This is a genomic window from Prosthecobacter sp. (genome assembly GCF_020439865.1).
Classification (GTDB): Bacteria; Verrucomicrobiota; Verrucomicrobiia; order Verrucomicrobiales; family Verrucomicrobiaceae; genus Prosthecobacter.
On record NZ_JAGRPF010000033.1, the window covers coordinates 1 to 17846 of the forward strand.

16 protein-coding genes are annotated in these 17846 nt (G+C 59.8%); 12 read left to right on the forward strand and 4 right to left on the reverse strand.

Going from position 1 to position 17846, the window contains the following annotated elements; genetic code table 11:
* Positions 1–121: 121 nt before the first annotated feature.
* The gene (locus KDL09_RS02945) at positions 122–2068 is read left to right on the forward strand and encodes an ATP-dependent DNA helicase RecQ (protein ID WP_294381134.1); all 1947 of its coding nucleotides are present in this window, start codon (positions 122–124) and stop codon (positions 2066–2068) included.
* 10 nt (positions 2069–2078) lie between these two features.
* Complete coding sequence (locus KDL09_RS02950; RefSeq protein WP_294381136.1) at positions 2079–2471, forward strand: hypothetical protein; 393 nt, start codon at positions 2079–2081, stop codon at positions 2469–2471.
* Between the two features lie 7 nt (positions 2472–2478).
* Here KDL09_RS02950 and KDL09_RS02955 read toward each other — a convergent pair whose 3' ends face one another.
* Positions 2479–3531, reverse strand: a complete 1053-nt coding sequence (locus KDL09_RS02955) for a hypothetical protein (RefSeq protein ID WP_294381137.1) — start codon at positions 3529–3531, stop codon at positions 2479–2481.
* An 89-nt stretch (positions 3532–3620) separates the two neighbouring features.
* Between KDL09_RS02955 and KDL09_RS02960 the strand changes: the two genes are divergently transcribed.
* Genes KDL09_RS02960 through KDL09_RS02975 form a run of 4 tightly spaced genes read left to right on the forward strand, consistent with a single transcriptional unit; the run spans position 3621 to position 8104 of the window.
* A complete protein-coding gene (locus KDL09_RS02960; protein WP_294381139.1) occupies positions 3621–4874 on the forward strand; it encodes an SGNH/GDSL hydrolase family protein in 1254 nt (417 codons plus the stop codon).
* 5 nt (positions 4875–4879) lie between these two features.
* Complete coding sequence (locus KDL09_RS02965) at positions 4880–5638, forward strand: creatininase family protein (RefSeq protein ID WP_294381141.1); 759 nt, start codon at positions 4880–4882, stop codon at positions 5636–5638.
* An 18-nt stretch (positions 5639–5656) separates the two neighbouring features.
* Positions 5657–6907 carry an MFS transporter gene (locus tag KDL09_RS02970; protein WP_294381143.1) on the forward strand — a complete coding sequence of 417 codons (1251 nt, stop codon included), beginning with the start codon at positions 5657–5659 and terminating at the stop codon, positions 6905–6907.
* 6 nt (positions 6908–6913) lie between these two features.
* Positions 6914–8104, forward strand: a complete 1191-nt coding sequence (locus KDL09_RS02975) for a sialidase family protein (RefSeq protein WP_294381145.1) — start codon at positions 6914–6916, stop codon at positions 8102–8104.
* On the opposite strand, the gene KDL09_RS02980 is transcribed toward KDL09_RS02975, so the two are convergent.
* From KDL09_RS02980 to KDL09_RS02990, 3 genes are all read right to left on the reverse strand, one after another.
* Positions 8105–8539, reverse strand: coding sequence for a hypothetical protein (locus KDL09_RS02980; RefSeq protein ID WP_294381147.1), 435 nt, complete (start codon positions 8537–8539; stop codon positions 8105–8107).
* A gap of 12 nt (positions 8540–8551) precedes the next feature.
* Positions 8552–10867 (reverse strand): response regulator, encoded by a 2316-nt coding sequence (locus KDL09_RS02985; protein WP_294381149.1) that lies wholly within the window; start codon positions 10865–10867, stop codon positions 8552–8554.
* A 117-nt stretch (positions 10868–10984) separates the two neighbouring features.
* On the reverse strand, positions 10985–12232 hold the full coding sequence (locus KDL09_RS02990) for an SHD1 domain-containing protein (protein ID WP_294381152.1): 1248 nt from the start codon (positions 12230–12232) through the stop codon (positions 10985–10987).
* Positions 12233–12384: 152 nt separating this feature from the next.
* Between KDL09_RS02990 and KDL09_RS02995 the strand changes: the two genes are divergently transcribed.
* The 6 genes from KDL09_RS02995 (at position 12385) to KDL09_RS03020 (ending at position 17846) form a co-directional block, all read left to right on the forward strand.
* Complete coding sequence (locus tag KDL09_RS02995; protein WP_294381154.1) at positions 12385–12861, forward strand: hypothetical protein; 477 nt, start codon at positions 12385–12387, stop codon at positions 12859–12861.
* Positions 12862–13035: 174 nt separating this feature from the next.
* Entirely contained in the window at positions 13036–13581 is a 546-nt protein-coding gene (locus tag KDL09_RS03000; RefSeq protein ID WP_294381155.1) for a 4Fe-4S binding protein, read from the forward strand.
* Positions 13581–14159: an NADH-quinone oxidoreductase subunit J gene (locus KDL09_RS03005; protein ID WP_294381158.1), complete on the forward strand. Its 579-nt coding sequence runs from the start codon at positions 13581–13583 to the stop codon at positions 14157–14159. Before KDL09_RS03000 ends, KDL09_RS03005 begins: the two co-directional genes overlap by 1 nt.
* Complete coding sequence (nuoK, locus tag KDL09_RS03010) at positions 14156–14473, forward strand: NADH-quinone oxidoreductase subunit NuoK (RefSeq protein WP_294381160.1); 318 nt, start codon at positions 14156–14158, stop codon at positions 14471–14473. The genes KDL09_RS03005 and nuoK overlap by 4 nt, the downstream gene beginning before the upstream one ends.
* 9 nt (positions 14474–14482) lie before the next feature.
* Positions 14483–16369, forward strand: a complete 1887-nt coding sequence (nuoL, locus tag KDL09_RS03015; protein WP_294381162.1) for an NADH-quinone oxidoreductase subunit L — start codon at positions 14483–14485, stop codon at positions 16367–16369.
* 10 nt (positions 16370–16379) lie between these two features.
* Entirely contained in the window at positions 16380–17846 is a 1467-nt protein-coding gene (locus KDL09_RS03020; RefSeq protein WP_294381165.1) for an NADH-quinone oxidoreductase subunit M, read from the forward strand.

The following is a 17846-nucleotide window of genomic DNA, read 5'->3' on the forward strand; positions in this document are numbered from 1 at the left end:
CGGCGAAAGCAGCGGTGGAAAGGCAGAGGAGGGCGGCGAGGCAGGTCTTCATGGTCGTGAGAGAACGAATGCGGCGAGGTTTGCATTGCAGGCGGAAGCCTGAATGTGCCAAGAGTGCCGGATGCCCCACGATCTCCACGCCACCCTGAAAAAGCACTTCGGCCACAAGGCCTTTCGTGCCGGACAGGAGCAGGTGATGGAGGCGCTGCTGGCCGGACGCAGCGCGCTGGCGTTGTTTCCGACGAGCGCGGGCAAGTCGCTCTGCTATCAACTGCCCGCGCTGCTCATGGACGGTGTGTCGCTGGTCATCTCGCCGCTGATCGCGTTGATGAAGGACCAGGTGCAGGCGCTCAAGGCACGCGGCATCGCGGCGGCGCGGCTGGACTCGTCGTTGTCCGCGCAGGAGGCCATGCAGGTCTTCGACGACATGCGCGACGGCACGCTGAAGCTGCTCTACATCGCCCCGGAGCGGCTCATGAATGAAAACTTCGTCGAGCGGCTCAAGAAATTGAAGATCGCCATGATGGCCGTCGATGAAGCGCATTGCATCTCCGAGTGGGGGCACAACTTCCGGCCCGAATACCTGCGTCTCGCGCTTGTCGCGAAGGAACTCGGCATCAAGCCCGTGCTCGCGCTCACTGCGACCGCCACGCCGTCCGTCGCGGCGGACATTCGCAACGCGTTCGGCATCGCCGAAGCCGATCATGTGCAGACCACCTTCCTGCGCCCGAATCTGCACTTCCGCATCACGCCCTGCACCGCGCAGCAGCGCCTGCCTGTGCTCACGAAGGTGCTGCTCAAGCGCAAGGTGCCCAGCATCGTCTATGTGACGCTGCAAAACACCGCCGAGCACGTCGCGACTCATTTGCAGAAGAGCGGCGTGAACGCGCTCGCCTACCACGCCGGTTTGCCGGATGAGCATCGCCACGCGGCGCAGGATGCGTTCATGAACGGACAGACGGATGTCATCGTCGCGACCATCGCGTTCGGCATGGGCATCGACAAAGCCGACATCCGCGCCGTGTATCACTACAACCTGCCGAAGACGCTCGAAAACTACTCGCAGGAAACCGGCCGCGCCGGGCGCGATGGCAAAACCTCCGTCTGCGAAATGCTCGCCTGCGCCGACGACTGCATCGTGCTGGAAAATTTCACGTTTGGCGACACACCGACGACGCAGGCCATCCGCCAGCTTCTCGATCACCTGCTGCTCGCCGGACCCGAGTTCGATGTGTCGATGTACGACCTCTCACACGCCACGGACATCCGCCCACTGGTCATCGAGACTGTCATCACCAACCTCGAACTCGACGGCATCCTGCGTCCGCTCGGATCGTTCTACGCCAGCTACCAGTTTCGCTTCCTCCAGCCCGAGCAGCGCATTCTCTCCGGCCACAAACCCGAGCGGCAGGCGTTTTTGCGCCGCTTGTTTCAATGCGGCAAACGCGGCACGAAGTGGACCACGCTCAATCCCGACGAAGCCGCCGCTGAACTCAACGAACCGCGTGACCGCGTGCTCAAAGCGCTCACCTGGCTTCAGGAAAGCGGCGACATCGAACTCAAGCCCAGCGGCAGCCGCCAGAAATACCGCCTCGCCGAAGACGCGCATCGTCGTGATCCCAAGGAGATCACGAAAAAGATGCAGCAGCTCTTCGCCGACCGCGAAACACGCGACGTCGAGCGCCTCCGCCAGGTGCTCGAACTCGCCCAGCATCGCGGCTGCCTCACCAAATGGCTTCTCAACTACTTCGGCGAAGCGATGGAAACCGACTGCGGCACCTGCACGAGCTGCAAAGAACGCGAAAAAGGCAGCGCCGACGATTCACCGCGCGAGATTCCCCAATCTGACGCACCGCCGATCACCGTCGAGCATGTCGCCGCCATTCGCGAACTGCTCGGCGAGCGCCACGCCGCGCTTCGTTCCTCGCGTCAGCTCGCCCGTTTCCTCTGCGGCCTCACCAGCCCCGCCACCTCGCGTGCTCGTCTCGGTAGACATCCAAGTTTTGGACTGCTGGAGCGCATCCCCTTCGCCGATGTGCTCGCACAGGCGGAATCGATGCTAAGGTGACTGCCATCCGATGAACGCGACTGACATCCATGGTTTTTGGGAGACTTCGTCGCCTAATGTGCCCGGAACCAAGGAGTACATGCATCTGGCTCCCGATGGAAAGATGCTGTCCTTGGGACGCATGCCTTTGGATGACAATCCGTCAGAAAGCTGGTTCAAGCTCTGGTACTCGTATCGTCTGACTGAGGACGGCGAGTTTGCCATCCACCCGTATAAGAATCCCACGACCGAGCAGGTATTCACCATTGAATGTGATGGACAGGACACCCTGATTCTTGATCGGAAAAACCTGTCACCGTTTGAGCGGCGCTTCACTCGTGTCCCATGGACAACGCCGCCGGACTTTCTGGAGAAACATCTCCGTGACGCGCATCGTCAGTTGGCCGAGCGAGAAGACAGATGAGATTGGGTCATTCCTCCGTGATCGCTTTGAGCAGCTCGAAGAATCCTTTCTTCCTCGCGCTGGAGATGCCCCAGTTCACGGGGACGCTTTGGTAGCCGTCGTCGAAGCCCTCGCCCTTCATGCGAAAGTCGAAGTAGCCCCACGACACATGCTCCTTCACGGCGGCGGTGAAGTTGTTGTCGGCCTGGTCGAAATCGAAGTGATCGTCTTCGTTCACGACGATGGGCAGCTTGCGTTCGCCTCGCGCCTTTTTGACCTTGGCGATGAAGGTACGCATCGCTTCCGCAGTCTTCACGCCGTTGCCGTGGATGAGCAGGAAGTCGGAGTGTTCGATGACATTCGGCGTCGGGACGGTGCCACCGCCGAACGACGTGCCCGCGAGCAATCCGGCGGCTTTGACACGCTGGATGAGCTCATGCACGCGGGCCGGCTTCAGGATGGCGTGGTCGTATTTGACGTTGGCCTCGTTGTTCACCTCCACGAGCACATGACGCCACTTGTGGGCGCTGATCCAGCTCGTGACCGCATCCACGGCGGCGATCACGGCCTGCTCATCCTTCACTCGCTGATCCTGGCCGAAATAAAAGCAGCCGAGGATGACGACCATGCCGAGTTCATCGGCGCTTGAGATGATCTTCTCGGCGCGGGCGAGGTAATCGGGCCGCAGCGTGCCATCGGCGCTGATGGCAGTGTTTTGCCAGGGCTGGTCCCTGGAGTAGCCGTAGGGCGAGCCGCCTTGCAGATTCAGTGTGAATGCCAGCAGGCCGTGCGCCTTCCATTCCGGCATCGCGGCGATAAACTCGCGGGTGTTGCGCTCCGCGTCCCAGGTGGCTGCGTCGGGGTAGGCCCAGTGTTTCACCGTGGCCTCATTTTGGTCATCAAAGATGCCCTGCACCATGCGCGAATTCATGAGCAGTCCCTCGATCCGATGTCCCTGCCATTCGCGGCCTGAGTAGGTCGGCTTGCCATTGAGATGAAAATCCTCGCCTTGGATGGAGACGACGGTTTCGGCGCGCAGGAGGCCGGATAAGAGGACCAAAAGCAACAGGAGTCGGTGCATCCGGCTCCAAACGCTGTTTCGATCATCGCGTTGCGTGGAAAAACAAATGCTTGCCAGAAAGCCTCCAATTTGGCGGTATCTGACTCGCCATGCGCATCCTTCCGCTTCTCTCCGTCCTCTTCGCCGCCGTCAGCCTGCGTGCTGAATCCCTGCTCCCGCCGAACGCCCGTGTCGCCGTGATTGGTGACAGCATCACGGAGCAGAAGATTTACTCCAAATATATCGAGACCTACCTGCTCGCCTGCACGGGCCGCAGCGACATCAAGGTGTTCCAGTTCGGCTGGAGCGGTGAACGCGCGGGCGGATTCGCAGCGCGTTTGGAAAACGACCTCGCGGTATTCAATCCGAACGTCGCCACGACCTGCTACGGCATGAACGACGGCAGCTACAAGCCTTATGAGCCTGCGATTGGTGCGGAGTATGAAAAGAACATGCGCGCGGTGATCGCCGGGCTGCAAAAGGTGGGCGTGAAGGTGATGGCCATCGGCTCGCCAGGCGGAGTCGATCCGGACTATTTCAAGCGTCCGACCGTTCCGGGTGCGGTTTACAACGAAAACCTCGCGCGCCTGCGTGACATCGCCAAAAAGCTCGCCGAGGAGAACAAGCAGCCCTTTGCGAACGTGCATGACACGATGATGAGCGCGCTGACGAAGTCGAAGGCGGCGCTCGGCAAGGAGTACGGTCCCTTCGGTGGCGACGGCTTCCATCCGGCGCCTGCGGGCCAGCTTCTCATGGCGCAGGCGTTTTTGAAGGCGCTGGGTTTCGATGGCGAGATCGGCACGATCACGGTGGACATGAAGGGCGAGTGTGCGGCGAGCAGCGGGCATGTCATCAAGGCGCGGCAAGGCGCGAGTCTGACGCTCGAGAGCACGAAGTGGCCGTTCTGCTTCGATGCGGATCCGAAAAGCGCGGGCAGCAATCGCAGCATCCTGCCGTTCACCAGCTTCAATCAGGATCTGAACCGTCTGACGCTGCAGGTTAAGAACCTCGACTTTGCGAAGGCAAAAGTCACCTGGGGAGGTCAGACCCAGGAGTTCACGCGCGAACAGCTCGACGCAGGCATCAATCTCGCCGCCGAGTTCACCAAGACGCCGTTTGATGGCGCCTTCACTAATTTGATGAATGCGATCGGATTGAAGGAGAGTTTCGAGACGACCCTGATCAAGAGTTTGGTCACACACATGCGCGTCGTCGCTGCCGAGGCCGCAGAAGAACCCAAAGTGGCCGCCGCGCTGGCGAAGTTGAGGCAAAAGCTTGCCGGTGAACACGCGAAGATGGACGCCAACGTGCGCAAGCAGGTCGTTCCTGTCACGCACACGATCAAGGTCGAGGAAATCCGCTAACTGTCATGCAACTCGCCGATCTCAAGTGGACCGAAGTCGCGGCGCTGAGTCGTGACACGCCCGTCGTCTTTCCCGTCGCCGCGCTGGAGCAGCACGGACGGCACATGCCGGTCTTCACCGACAGCATGCTGACGAACGAACTCGTCCGTCGCACCGAGGCGGCGCTCGGCGAGCGTGTGCTCTTCGCGCCGCTGACGTGGCTGGGCAATTCGCATCATCACATGGATTTCCCGGGAACGCTCTCGGCGGAACCGCGGCTCTACCTCGATTTGCTCAATGGGCTGATGGACAACTTCATCGCCCACGGCTTCAAGCGCCTCGTCTTCCTCAACGGCCACGGCGGCAACGACATCCCCGGCAAGCAGGCGGTGTTTGAAACACGGCAGAAGTATCGCGACCGCAGCGATCTGCTGCTGCTATTCGCGACTTACTGGAATCTGGGCGCCGAACCATGGACACGCGACCCTTCGATCAAGCAGCGCGTCATGGGCCATGCCTGCGAATGGGAGACCAGCATGGTGTTGCGCCTGCGGCCGGAACTCGTGGGTGATCTCACCAAGACGGGCGATGTGCCTTTTGGTAATCCCTTCGAGCCCGCGTCACGCGGCTGGATCATGCCGGACCGCAGCGAACCCGGTCATGTCGGCGATCCACGATCCGCCACGGCGGAGAAGGGCGAAGTTTTGTTTTCCTGCTTCACCGACGAAGTCGTGAAGATGCTGGAACGCGTGATCGCGTGGGATGGAAAGAGCTGGGAAGGTTAAACGACGGAATACAAAATCATGCAGGCAGAATCCGAACGCTCCTCCCTCTGGAAATGGTATCTGTGCGGCCTGCTGCTGCTGGCGACGACGATCAATTACATGGATCGTGTGACGCTGGCGAACGCGTCGGTGCGGGTGACGAAGGAGTTTGGGCTGTCGGAGCAGCAGTATGGGAATCTGGAGCTGGCGTTTGGTTGGGCCTTTGCGGCAGGATCGCTTGTGTTCGGATTCCTGGCGGATCGGCTGCGAGTTTACTGGCTGTATCCGGTGGTGCTGGCCGGATGGTCGGTGATGGGCATGGTGTCGGGCTGGACGCATGGCTACACGGAACTGCTCGTCTGTCGCACGCTGCTGGGATTCTTTGAGGCAGGACACTGGCCATGCGCGTTGAAGACAACGTTCGCCGTGCTGAATGAAAAAGACCGCACGATGGGAAACAGCATCCTGCAAAGCGGTGCGTCCATCGGCGCGGTGATCACGCCGCAGGTGATGAAACTGCTGATGACGGATGAGCTTGGCACGTGGCGGCTTTCGTTTGTCGCCGTGGGCGCGGTGGGGCTTGTGTGGGTGTTTGTTTGGTTGGTGATGATGCGAAACGTGAACCTGGACGCTCCTGCGCCGGAAACTTCGGGAGTTCCTCCATTGAAGCTGTGCACCATTCTGACCGGACGACGATTCTGGGCGGTGGCGCTCTTGATTTTCGGCGCGCAGACGGTGTGGCACATCTACCGCGTGTGGTTGATGAAGTTCCTGCAAACAGGACGCGGCTACGAAGAGGCGGCGGCGCTTAACTTCAACTCGCTCTATTACATCTTCACCGATGTCGGCTGCGTGGCGGCGGGGCTGGTGTCGATGTGGCTGATCCGCAAGCGCAGTGTCACGCCGCATGGAGCGCGACGCATCGTCTATGCGGGCGCATGCGTGCTCACGTCGTTGAGCCTGACAATTCCGTGGCTTGGCAAAGGCTGGCTGCTGCTTGGCGTGATCCTTGTGATCGGTGCCGGGGCGCTGGCGTTGTTTCCATGTTACTACAGCTTCGTGCAGGAGCTTTCCGACCAACACGTGGGCCGGCTCACGGGATTGCTGAGCATGTGGGTGTGGGCGGTGACATCGCCGATGCACAGCTTCTTTGGCATCCTGGCGGACAAGACGAAGTCATACGATGTCGGTCTCGTGGTCGCGGGTCTGGCGCCGTGGCTTGGTGTGATCGCGATGAAGCTGCTGTGGGATGGCGGAAGGTCGCAGCAAAGCGTGGTTTCAGCGCGTTGAAGTGGCATGCGCTGCGCTTTGCTCCTCTCCTTTGGAATTCTCACCTCGCTTCATGCGGCTGAGCCGTACGAGATCCGGCTCGAAACGATCACGAAGGGTTATGATGGCAAGATGTGTTGGGTGCATCCGCGTGCGGGTGCGATTCCTGGCAGTCCGCCGCAGGTCGTGCTGACGATGCAGAAGCTGCTGCTCACCGGCAGCGATGTGTTTTATGCGCTCAATCACGTGAGCACGTCCGACCTCGGCAAGACGTGGACGCAGCCGGTCGAACATGCCAACACACTGGGCCGACGCGAAGAAGCGGGAGGCGTGATCGTCGCCGCGTGCGATTTCACGCCGAAGTGGCATGCGAAGTCGGGCAAACTGCTTGGCATCGGACACACGGTGAGATACAGCGACAACAAGGTGATTCATGAACGGCCACGCGAGACGTGCTTCGCGGTGTTTGATCCGAAGACTTCGACGTGGTCGCCCTGGACTCCAATGCCGATGCCGGATGGCGTGAAGTTTTACAACGCAGGCGCGGGAAGCGTGCAGCGTGTCGATTTGGAGAACGGCGACATCCTGCTGCCGATCTACTTCAAGGCGAAGGGCGACAAATATTACCGTGTCACGGTGCTGCGTTGCAGCTTCGACGGCAGCACGTTGCGCTATGTCGAGCAAGGCAATGATTTGAGCCTCGAATCAGGCCGCGGCGTGTATGAGCCGTCGCTGATTCGTTGCGCGGGCAAGTTTTACCTCACGCAGCGCAATGACACGGCAGGCTACGTCTGCGTGAGCGATGACGGTCTGCACTTCAGCGAGCCGAAGAAGTGGTGCTGGGGTGATGGCAGTGATCTGGGCAACTACAACACGCAGCAGCACTGGGTGGCGCATCACGATGATTTGTATCTCGTTTACACACGCCGAGGCGCGAACAACGACCACGTGTTTCGCCACCGCGCGCCGCTCTTCATGGCCGAGGTGGACAAGGCGACACTGACGGTGAAACGCGAAACGGAACGTGTGCTCGTGCCGGAACGTGGCGCGCGCCTGGGGAACTTCGGCGTCTGCGAAGTCAACGAGGATGAAGTCTGGGTGACCGTGGCCGAGTGGATGCAGAAGAACGGTCCGGACATCGTGATCAAACCCGACAATGCGCTCGGTGCTGACAACAGCGTGTATGCGGCGCGGATTCTCTGGAAGGACGGCGAATAGCTAGCCGAGGAAATCGCCGGCGATGATTTCCTCTTCTTCGCCATCGTCCTCGTGGATCGCACGTGCGATGACACGTTCGGTCACTTCATCGAGATAGGTTTGCAGGACCTCGCTCAGCTCGAGGAATTCCGGCCAGAGTGTGTCATCCACAAAGCTGCGCGGCACGCGGACCATCACCGTGTTGCGGCGTTGGCGTGCGTAGCGGTAGGGCTTGAGCGAATAACGACGCAGCAGGGCGGTGAAGAGCTTCTTTGACCAGCCGTCGGCGAGCGTGAATTTGTATTCGATCGGGCGATCGACCTTCGCCGTTTCGCCAAGACGGCGCTTGATGCGCGCCATCGCATCCGCAGCGGCTTCTTTCTCACCAGGAGTGGCGGCGCCTGCGTAGAGACGCTCGATCTTGCGCAGCTTGTCGAGGAGGTCCTGTTCGCGCATGCGGGCGGGAAATCAGGAGGCGCGGCGGATCCCGCGGGTGGCGAGGATATTGCGCACAAGGCGGAGCATGTCCGCCGGTTCGTAGGGCTTTGGCAGCACGGCGGCAAAACCGTAGGAGGCCGGGTTGGCCATGACGGGATCATCCGAGTAACCGCTGGAGACGATGGCAAAGACTTCAGGGTCGATGGCACGAAGCTTTTCCATGGCGCGCACGCCGCCCATGCCATTCGGGATGCTGAGATCAAGGATGACGAGGTCGAATACGTGCCCTTGGCTCATGCTTTCCTGATACAGACGCACGGTTTCGCTGCCTTCCGCACTTTCGGTGACGTCGAATCCATTGCTGGTGAGATTGCGCACGATCAGCGAGCGCACGAGCGGGTCGTCTTCGAGAACGAGAATGCGTGGATTCGCGGCGGCGAGTTCCGGTGGTGCGTCGAACACCTTGCTGAGGCCGAAGGCATCGGCTTCGTCGGCGTCGGAATCGAGCGGAAGATAGAAGCGGACCGTGGTGCCTTTGCCCGGCTCCGAACTCACAGTCAGGGAGCCGCCATGCGCCTTGGCGATGGATTCGCAGACGGTCAGTCCGAGACCGGTAGCGTTGTCAGCCTTGCGCGTGCTGAAGTAGGGCTCAAAAATGTGCGGCAGGTGGTCGGCGGAGATGCCTTCGCCTTTGTCCTCGACTTCAATGGCGAGGCCCGAAGGCTGGAAGTTTGTGTCCGTGACCATTTCACCGGGGAACATTTCAGCGTGGTCCGGTGCGAAACAGCGAACAATGATCTCGCCGCCGTTTGGCTGAGCCTGTTCGGCATTGCGGATGAGATTGCTGAGCAGCCGACGAACCTGAGCTCCGTCGATGGCGATGTGTGGCAGACCTGGCTGCACATCGATGCGATACTCGATGCGATTGGCCCGGGCGTGATGGGCGAAGAACGTCTCGATGAGATCCCCGAGGCGAAGGTGCGTTTTGATCGGGGCACCGCCGCGGGCGAAGGTAAGAAGCTGCTGGACGAGGTTTTGTGCCTGAAGCGTCGCCTGTTTGGCCGTGTGCAGTTCAGGCAGCGTGATGGCGTTGCGCAGGCGCATCTCGGCCAGCGAGATGTTGCCGAGCAGGACAGTGAGAAGGTTGTTAAAGTCGTGGGCGAAGCCACGTGCGAGGAGGCCGAGGGACTCGAGGCGGTCGATGCGGTTGCGGCGCTCGGCTTCTTCACGGCGAGCGGTGACATCCTGCACCAGCAGCAGAAGCCCTTCGCCGAACGGGTAGCCGCGCAGTTCGAGCCAGATTTGCTTTTCGTCGAGGTAGAGCTCCCGGTTTACCGTTTCACGATGCAGCATGGCATGAGCAAAGGCCTCATGGTGCTGCTCGCGGGTGGCGGCTGGCATGATGTCCCACAGCGAAAGGCCGAGCATGTTCTGCAGGTTGCGGTCGAACAGACGCAGGGCACTGGCATTGGCGTAGGTCACCCGCCAGCGGGCGTCGAGCGCGAAAAGAGGATCGGAGATGCTTTCGACGACATCGACGAGAGGCGCGGTGCTGCGGCTGGCAGCGGGTGCTTCTTCGGTTGGCGTCACTGCGACGGCAGCAGCGCGGAAGAGAATGATCAATCCCGTCAGGTGGCCTTGCTCATCACGCAGGGGAGCGGTGCGGTCCTGAATCGGAACGCGTTCGCCGGATAGGGTGGTCAGATAGACCGTGCGTTCGGCAGTTTGAGAGGCAGCGGCCTCTACGGAGAGTATTTCGGCGGGCTCGCCCGTGCTCTGATAGACGCGGAACACCTCATTTAAGGAGCGGCCGACGGCTTCCTGGGCATTCCAGCCGGTGGCGCGAGCTGCGGATGGATTCATGAACACCACGCCACCAGACAGGTCGGCGGCGATGACTCCGTCGGCAAGACTTTGGAAGGCCTCGAAATAGCTATGCTCACGACGTTGGCGCTCCTTTTCCTCAAAGTGGCGCTGGGAGGCTACTTCGACGGCGAGGCGGAGTTCGTCGTGGTTGAAGGGCTTCAACAAGTAGCCGTGAGGATGGGTCTGGCGTGCACGGGCGACGGTGTCGAGGTCAGCACAGGCGGTGACATAGACGATGGCCACCGGGCTGCGGCGCTGGAGCTCCCGGGCGGTGTCGATCCCGTCAAGCTGCCCCGCGAGATGGACATCCATCAACACAAGATCCGGGCGGAGCTCATCAAATCGTTCCAGTGCTTCCTCCCCGGAGGCACAAATTCCCACGACCACATGGCCAAGCGTGCCGAGAGATGTTGCCATGTCACAGCCGACGAGGCCCTCGTTTTCGACGATCAAGATGCGGATGCGATCGGAATTGGTCATTTCCCTTATTGTGGAACTATTCTAATCGAGACGAATTAGAAACGCCATAAGAAATCCAAGTCCTTTCACCTTACAGATGAGAATTTGCAGAAACCAAGCCCGCGTTTCGGCTGAGGTTCAGTTGGAGGTCGGTGCGGGGCCGTTCTTTCCAGGAGGAAAGTAGCTTATGTCGATGCCTTCCTTGCGCAGGGCCTTTTTCACCTCGTCAGCGAGCTGGGCATAGGTGCGTTCGCGCAGGAGGTGGGCCTTAACGGCCCCCTTTTTCTCGTCGTCGGTCTTGGCATTTTCAACCTGCCGGAGGTAGGCGATGACATGGGCGGCATCCCCTTTGTCATCCAAGTGATAGAAGTAGTAGGTCAGCAGGGCGGCGGAGCCGTAGTTCTCAGTGGCGGCACCGCCTTTGCCCAAGGCGGCCGACCAGCGCTGGCCATCGATCGTCATGAGTTCCTCCAGATCGATCATGGTGAAGGCCTTGCCTCCGCCGCCATAGTTCATTCTCGCAGCATAGTCCCGCAAGCGCCGGTTCAGACCAATGAGGCTGAAGCCACCACTGCGCTTGTATTCGAGCATTTCGATGTATTCGGCGCTGCCCTCGATGTACCAGGTGGGCAGCTTGTTCAGCCAATGGTTCATCATCTGATGAGTGATTTCATGAATGAGCGTGGCATTGTCCTGATCGTTGCCGATTTCCAAAGACACGCGGCTGCCCACCATCTTCACGCCCAGGCTGGCGAGAGGCACCATCAGGGCCTTCTTTCCACGAGAGTAGATGCCCGCAGAGCCTTCCACTCCGCCCTCATCCATGTAAGTCGATTTTTCGGTGAACAACCGGGCCAGGAAGAATTCGCGGAGCGGCTCTGGTTTGGGTTTGAAGTCGAGAGGCAGTAGGTTGTTGATTAAATAGGTGGCTTCAAACATGCGCCCAAACTCACGCACCACGTTGGCGCCGAGCTTGGAGTCGCACTGAAATTCGTAGTGGGGCGAGCGGTAGACAAATTCCCTCTTGTCTGCGTCCTCTTTGACCACGGTTACCTCCGGTTTGTCCTCCAGTGACACCGTGCGTGGCCAAGTGGTGCTGGCGGCCGGCACGGCCGGTTGTTCTGCCGCAGTGCCTGGGGGCGTCGAAGCCTGGGTTTTTGCGAATGCCTGATCCTCCGGCGAAAGCCGGTCCAGCGGAACCGTGAAGGTGCTGCCATTGGCCATGCGGATCTTCACTCCGGCGCCTTCCAAGGCGACGAATGCCGCCTCGATCTTGCGCCCATCGCTGCTTGTCCACGTGCGCGTCGCTGGTGCGGGGGCGCCTTGCGCGTGAACGAGGGTAGAGCCGAGTGCAGCGCTGGTGACCAGAAGCCAAAGTGTTTTCATGAGACGATTCTGATGACAGGCCTCTTATTTGTCGAGTTTTTAGGTATTAGGCAGTGTCCGGCAGCTCCAAAAAATGAGCGGACGCGCAATTTCTGCTAGCCTTCCCCATTCATTTTTTAATAACCTTGCGGAGTTGTTTTACACCCACAACCATGAAAACATTCACCGCATTCCTCTCCATCCTCATTCTGAGCCTATCGCTATCCGCCGCCGAAACGGCACCGAAAAAGAAGAGCTCGGCCAAGCCTAAGGCTCCTGCTGCGGAAGCCGCCAAACCTTCTGCCAAGGTTGAGGCGATCGCCAAAACGCTGACGCCATCCCAAAAGACCAAGCTCTTGGACCTGCTGAATGAAGGGGACGAGGCAGCACTTAAGTCGATCCCCAATGTCGGAGAAACGCGTGCTGCAGCGATCAAAAAAGCCCGCCCCTTTGCAGATGTGACCAATGTGGTGAATGTCGAAGGTGTCGGTGAAGCTACATTTGCGGAAATGGTGGCCCATGCGAAAGCCGGATTCCCCCAGCCCGAGAAAAAGGAAGCCAAGGAAGAGCCGGCCAAGAAAAAGGCTCCAGCGACCAAAGCGAAGTCGAAGTCCACGCCGAAGAAAAAGGACGACAAGGGTTCGAAGTAGCCTGCCTCTGTGGTTTTACGGCCGCCGTCGCCCGAAAAGGCGTTCGGAGGCCGTTGCACAACGGGACCTGGACCTTTGAGGCCGTCCTTGTGAAATTTTTCACAAATAGCGGTTGCCGCACTGCGGGACGCTCGGATAATCAAATCCGACTCCCCTGCGGCTCCCTGCTTTTACATGGCCACTATCATTGTACAACGTCCCAAACTCGCCTGGCATGAACGCTGGTTCTTCTCCACGCTGTTGAAGGGGCTGAAAATCACGATCGGTCATGGCATCAAGACCTTCCTTCAGATCGCCGGGCGCAAGCCGAAGGTGACGATGGAGTACCCGGAGCAAAAGTGGGACGAACATTTGCCTGACTACTATCGTGGTGCACCGACGCTCGTGACAGACGAGCAGAACCGTGAGCGCTGCGTGAGCTGCCAGCTCTGCGAGTTCATCTGCCCGCCGAAAGCCATCAAGATCATTCCTGGCGAGATTCCGAGCGACGATCCGTGGGCCAAGGTCGAGAAGCGGCCCAAGGAGTTCGACATTGACATGATTCGCTGCATCTACTGCGGCATGTGCGAGGAGGTCTGCCCTGAGCAGGCCATTTTCCTGCGCAAGGATTACGCCATCACCGGCCTCTCACGCCAGGAGATGGTGCACAATAAAAAACGCCTCTATGAGATCGGCGGCCAGCGTGTGGGACTGGTGAACAAGTGGAACGAGCTCAAGTAATGCCCTCGCTGCTGTTCTATCTTCTCGCACTCATCACTCTGGGCTTCGGCTTCATGGTGGTGACCGGACGCAATCCAGTGACCTGCGCGCTCTCCCTCGCTGCCAGCTTTGTGGGGCTTGCCGCCTTGTTCCTGAGCCTCGACGCCTACTTCATCGCCACGATTCAGATCCTCGTCTATGCCGGCGCGGTGATGGTGCTGTTTCTTTTCATCATCATGCTGCTCGACATCAAGGCGGAGGAAGGCAAAAAGCTGAATCTGCCTGCCATCGTCTCGGGAGTGCTCCTCGCAGTTCTGCTCACGCTTCAGATCTTCGCGGTTGTCAGCGGAACAGGGCTGGCTGGCAAAAGTCCCGAGAACACACCGCTCGCACTGACGGAAGCTGCGGGGAAGATCGGCAAGGCGGCACTGCCGACCATCACCAACGATCTCAAGGCCGGCACGCTGCCTGATGCCAAGCTGATCGGATTCACGCTATTCGATCAATACGGTTTCCACCTTCAGGTTGTCGGTCTGCTGCTGCTTGTCGGCACGATCGGCGTTGTGGTTCTCAGCAAACGTGAAAGGAGCGCGCCATGATCACGCTTGGTCACTATCTCGTCGTCAGCGGCATGCTGTTTGCGCTGGGCCTTGCCGGTGTCATCGCCCGTCGTAACATCATCATCGTTTACATGTGTCTGGAGATGATGCTCAGCGCCGCGAACCTCGCGCTGGTCGGCTTTTCCCGTTTTCATCTCGTCCACGGCCTGCCGGACTACACCGCGCAGTCGCTCGTTTTCTTCACCATCACCGTGGCCGCCGCTGAGGTGGCCGTAGGGCTCGCCATCATCGTGGCACTCTTCCGCTCAAAACAGAGTGTGGATGTCGAGTCCGTCACCAAACTTCAAGGATAACGCGCCGACATGCCCGCCAGCATCATCCTTCTGCTGCCATTCTTTTCGGCTCTCGTCATCCTGCTGGGCCATCGCCAGCTTAAAGGCGCCGCCGTCCTCATCTCCGTTGGCTCCTCCATCATCGCCTTCCTTGCCAGCCTCGTTTTCCTGGCGACGGATGACGACAACAAACTGCTTCTGCCCTTCATTGACGTGGCTCATTTCCACGCGGGCATTGACGTCCTGATCGACAAGCAGAGCCGGGGCATGATGTTCATCGTCAGCTTCATCGGCATGCTGGTGCACATTTTCTCGCTCGGCTACATGAAGGATGATGAGGCAAAACCCCGCTTCTTCGGCGCCCTCTCGCTCTTCATGTTTTCCATGACCGGCATCGTGCTCGCCGGAAACTTGATCATGATGTTCATTTTCTGGGAGCTGGTTGGTCTCAGCTCCTACCTGCTGATCGGACACTGGTATCAAAAGGCGAGCGCTGCGGAAGCTTGCAAAAAGGCCTTCCTCACCAACCGCATCGGCGACTTCGGCTTCATGATCGGCATTCTCCTGCTGTTGGGCGCCAACGCTGGAAATGTAAATCTGCTGGATCTGAAGACGGCCTTTGAGTCCGGTCCGCTGCGTCCGGAAGCACCTGGTTACAGTGCAGGGTTCACCACGGTGGCCGCGCTTTGCATTTTCTTGGGCGCCGTGGGCAAATCCGCCCAGTTTCCGCTGCATGTCTGGCTTCCGGACGCCATGGAAGGCCCCACGCCGGTGTCTGCGCTCATTCACGCTGCCACGATGGTTGCCGCAGGTGTTTACATGCTGGTGCGTGTGAGCTTCCTCGTCGCCGCCTCACCGCTCGCGGCGGAAATCATCGCCGGGATCGGTTGTATTACCGCCTTGATGGCCGCCCTGATGGCCACGCAGCAGAATGACATTAAACGGGTGCTCGCCTATTCGACACTCTCGCAACTGGGCTACATGGTCATGGCCGTAGGGGCGGTGGCCATGGCGGCCAAGCACGGGCACGGCCCCGAGGCGCCTGATCCGGGCCATCCGGCCATGTTCCATCTGTACACCCACGCGTTCTTCAAGGCGATGCTCTTCCTTGGTTCAGGTGCCGTGATCTATGCATGCCACCACGAGCAGGACATTTGGAAGATGGGCGGCCTGCGCAAGCATATGCCAGTCACCTTCTACACCTTTGCCATTGGTACGGCGGCGCTTATGGGTTTCCCGTGGTTGACGAGCGGTTTCTACAGCAAGGAAGCCGTGCTCGACGCGGCCTTCAACAGCGGCTGGCGTGTGCTTTTCATCGGCGGTGCTGTCACGGCAGCGCTTACTGCGTTCTACATGACGCGTCTGCTCATCGTGGCCTTCATGGGCAAACCTCGCACGGACTCTGCACATCATGCGCAGGAAGCGCCGATGGTCATGATCCTCCCGCTCACTATTCTGGCGATTTTCTCGATCTTCTCCGCATGGGACGGCTTTGCCAATTCTCTCCAGGCACTCAAGCCGTCTCACATCAACGCGCCGGGTGAGGGGCACACAGTGTTGATTGCCTCCCTGATTGCCCTCATTGCTGGCGCCGGTGGTGCGATCTTCCTCTACCGCGGCAAGGACAAAGACCCGGTCAGCATCAAGCTCTTCGCCAACAAGTTCTACTTCGACGAAATCTACGCCGTCATCGTCCGCGTCTGCCAGGATCGCGTCGCATGGATCGTCACCGCTCTGGAGCGTGTTTTCGTCGATGGCATCATCGCACGTCTGCCGTCTGCGATCGTCGCCCGTCTTGGAGCCGCCACCCGCATGCTGCAGGGCGGTCATCTGCAGGGTTACACCTTCCTGCTCGGCGGCGGGGTCATCGCCGTGATCTATCTTGTGGTTTTTGTGCTGCCCCGCATGGGCAATTGAGAGAAACAGAATGAGCGTCCTCGAAATCATCATCGCACTTCCGCTGCTCGCCGCTTTGGCGATCTGGCTCGGCGCGCCTGCCCACGCCACTTCCCTCGGGGCCACGCTGCTCAATCTGCTCATCGTGCTTGTGACGACGGTGCAATACGCCGGCAAAGCGGCGACCGGACTCGCCTTCACCTATTCACGGCCGATTCTCGACAATCCGTCGCTGAGTTTTGCGGTAGGGGCCGACGGCGTCTCGCTCATTCTCGCCCTGCTCACCACGCTGGTGATGCTCGCCGCCATCTGGCAGATCCAGGACCGGCCTGCGATCTTTTATGTTTCATCGTTGCTGATCGGCGGTGGCGCGCTCGGCGCGTTCCTCACCACCGACGTCTTCTTCATCTACGCCTTCCACGAACTCGCGCTGATCCCGACTTTCCTCATGATCGCGCTTCATGGTCGTGCCGAACCTGCGCAGCGCAAAGCCGTTGCGTGGAAGGCCACCATTTATCTCGGCGCGGGAAGTCTCGTGCTGCTCGCGGGCCTGGCGTGGGTTGTGCTGGAATTCAGCGGCGGCTCGAAGCTGACCTTTGATCTGGAGGCGCTGCGCAATCAGGCGAAACTCACCCCGCTGGCGGATGCCAAGCAGGCGCAGATCTTCTTTGTGCTGCTGCTGGGCTTCGGCTCGCTCGTCAGCTTGTTCCCATTCCACAGCTGGGCAGCGCCCGCCTATGCGACTGCGCCGACTCCTGTGGCGATGCTCCATTCAGGCGTGTTGAAGAAATTCGGACTCTACGGCCTGATTCGCATCGCATTGCCGTTGCTGCCGCAAGGCCCGCACGTGGAGTGGGTGCAAAACGCGCTTCTGCTCATGCTGCTGGGCAACATTCTCGTCATGGGTCTTGTGACCATCCATGCTCACCGGCTCGATGACACGCTGGCCAATTCCAGCGTCATGCACATGGGCTACATCTTTCTCGGCATTGCCGCCGGCAGTGATATTGCGCTCAAAGGAGCCGTGGTGCTGATGTTCGCACACGGCATCTCCATTGCCTTGCTGTTCGGCCTCTGTGGTCGCATGCGCAATCAGCTTGGCACGCTCGAGTACAACAAACTCGGCGGTCTTGCCACTCATGCGCCGGCGTTCACCGTGCTGTTTGCCTTTGGGGCCTTTGCCTCCATCGGACTGCCCGGTCTCACGAACTTCGCGGGTGAGGTGATGATTTTCGTCGGCAGTTTCACCGATTTCAAGGCAGGCGTCATGAGCAATCTCCAGTGGACCGTCATCCTGGCGCTTTGGGGCGTGGTGATGTCCGCGGTGTACATGCTGCGTGCCTATCGCAACATCTTCCACGGCAGTCCTACCACCGGATTGTTCATGATAGATCCCGCTTTTTCACAGCGCGTGCCCTTCATCATGCTCGCCACAACGCTGCTTGTCACCGGCTGCTGCCCCTGGCTGCTCCTCAACCTCATGAAATCCGCGCTGTAG

Excerpts from the sequence above, each read along its gene's own strand:
- KDL09_RS02955 (WP_294381137.1), bottom strand. The coding sequence starts at position 3,531 with ATGCACCGACTCCTGTTGCTTTTGGTCCTCTTATCCGGCCTCCTGCGC.
- KDL09_RS02970 (WP_294381143.1), top strand. The coding sequence starts at position 5,657 with ATGCAGGCAGAATCCGAACGCTCCTCCCTCTGGAAATGGTATCTGTGC.
- KDL09_RS02965 (WP_294381141.1), top strand. The coding sequence starts at position 4,880 with ATGCAACTCGCCGATCTCAAGTGGACCGAAGTCGCGGCGCTGAGTCGT.
- KDL09_RS02960 (WP_294381139.1), top strand. The coding sequence starts at position 3,621 with ATGCGCATCCTTCCGCTTCTCTCCGTCCTCTTCGCCGCCGTCAGCCTG.
- KDL09_RS03005 (WP_294381158.1), top strand. The coding sequence starts at position 13,581 with ATGCCCTCGCTGCTGTTCTATCTTCTCGCACTCATCACTCTGGGCTTC.
- KDL09_RS02945 (WP_294381134.1), top strand. The coding sequence starts at position 122 with ATGCCCCACGATCTCCACGCCACCCTGAAAAAGCACTTCGGCCACAAG.
- KDL09_RS02990 (WP_294381152.1), bottom strand. The coding sequence starts at position 12,232 with ATGAAAACACTTTGGCTTCTGGTCACCAGCGCTGCACTCGGCTCTACC.
- KDL09_RS02975 (WP_294381145.1), top strand. The coding sequence starts at position 6,914 with ATGCGCTGCGCTTTGCTCCTCTCCTTTGGAATTCTCACCTCGCTTCAT.
- KDL09_RS03000 (WP_294381155.1), top strand. The coding sequence starts at position 13,036 with ATGGCCACTATCATTGTACAACGTCCCAAACTCGCCTGGCATGAACGC.
- KDL09_RS02995 (WP_294381154.1), top strand. The coding sequence starts at position 12,385 with ATGAAAACATTCACCGCATTCCTCTCCATCCTCATTCTGAGCCTATCG.
- nuoL (WP_294381162.1), top strand. The coding sequence starts at position 14,483 with ATGCCCGCCAGCATCATCCTTCTGCTGCCATTCTTTTCGGCTCTCGTC.
- nuoK (WP_294381160.1), top strand. The coding sequence starts at position 14,156 with ATGATCACGCTTGGTCACTATCTCGTCGTCAGCGGCATGCTGTTTGCG.
- KDL09_RS03020 (WP_294381165.1), top strand. The coding sequence starts at position 16,380 with ATGAGCGTCCTCGAAATCATCATCGCACTTCCGCTGCTCGCCGCTTTG.
- KDL09_RS02980 (WP_294381147.1), bottom strand. The coding sequence starts at position 8,539 with ATGCGCGAACAGGACCTCCTCGACAAGCTGCGCAAGATCGAGCGTCTC.
- KDL09_RS02985 (WP_294381149.1), bottom strand. The coding sequence starts at position 10,867 with ATGACCAATTCCGATCGCATCCGCATCTTGATCGTCGAAAACGAGGGC.
- KDL09_RS02950 (WP_294381136.1), top strand. The coding sequence starts at position 2,079 with ATGAACGCGACTGACATCCATGGTTTTTGGGAGACTTCGTCGCCTAAT.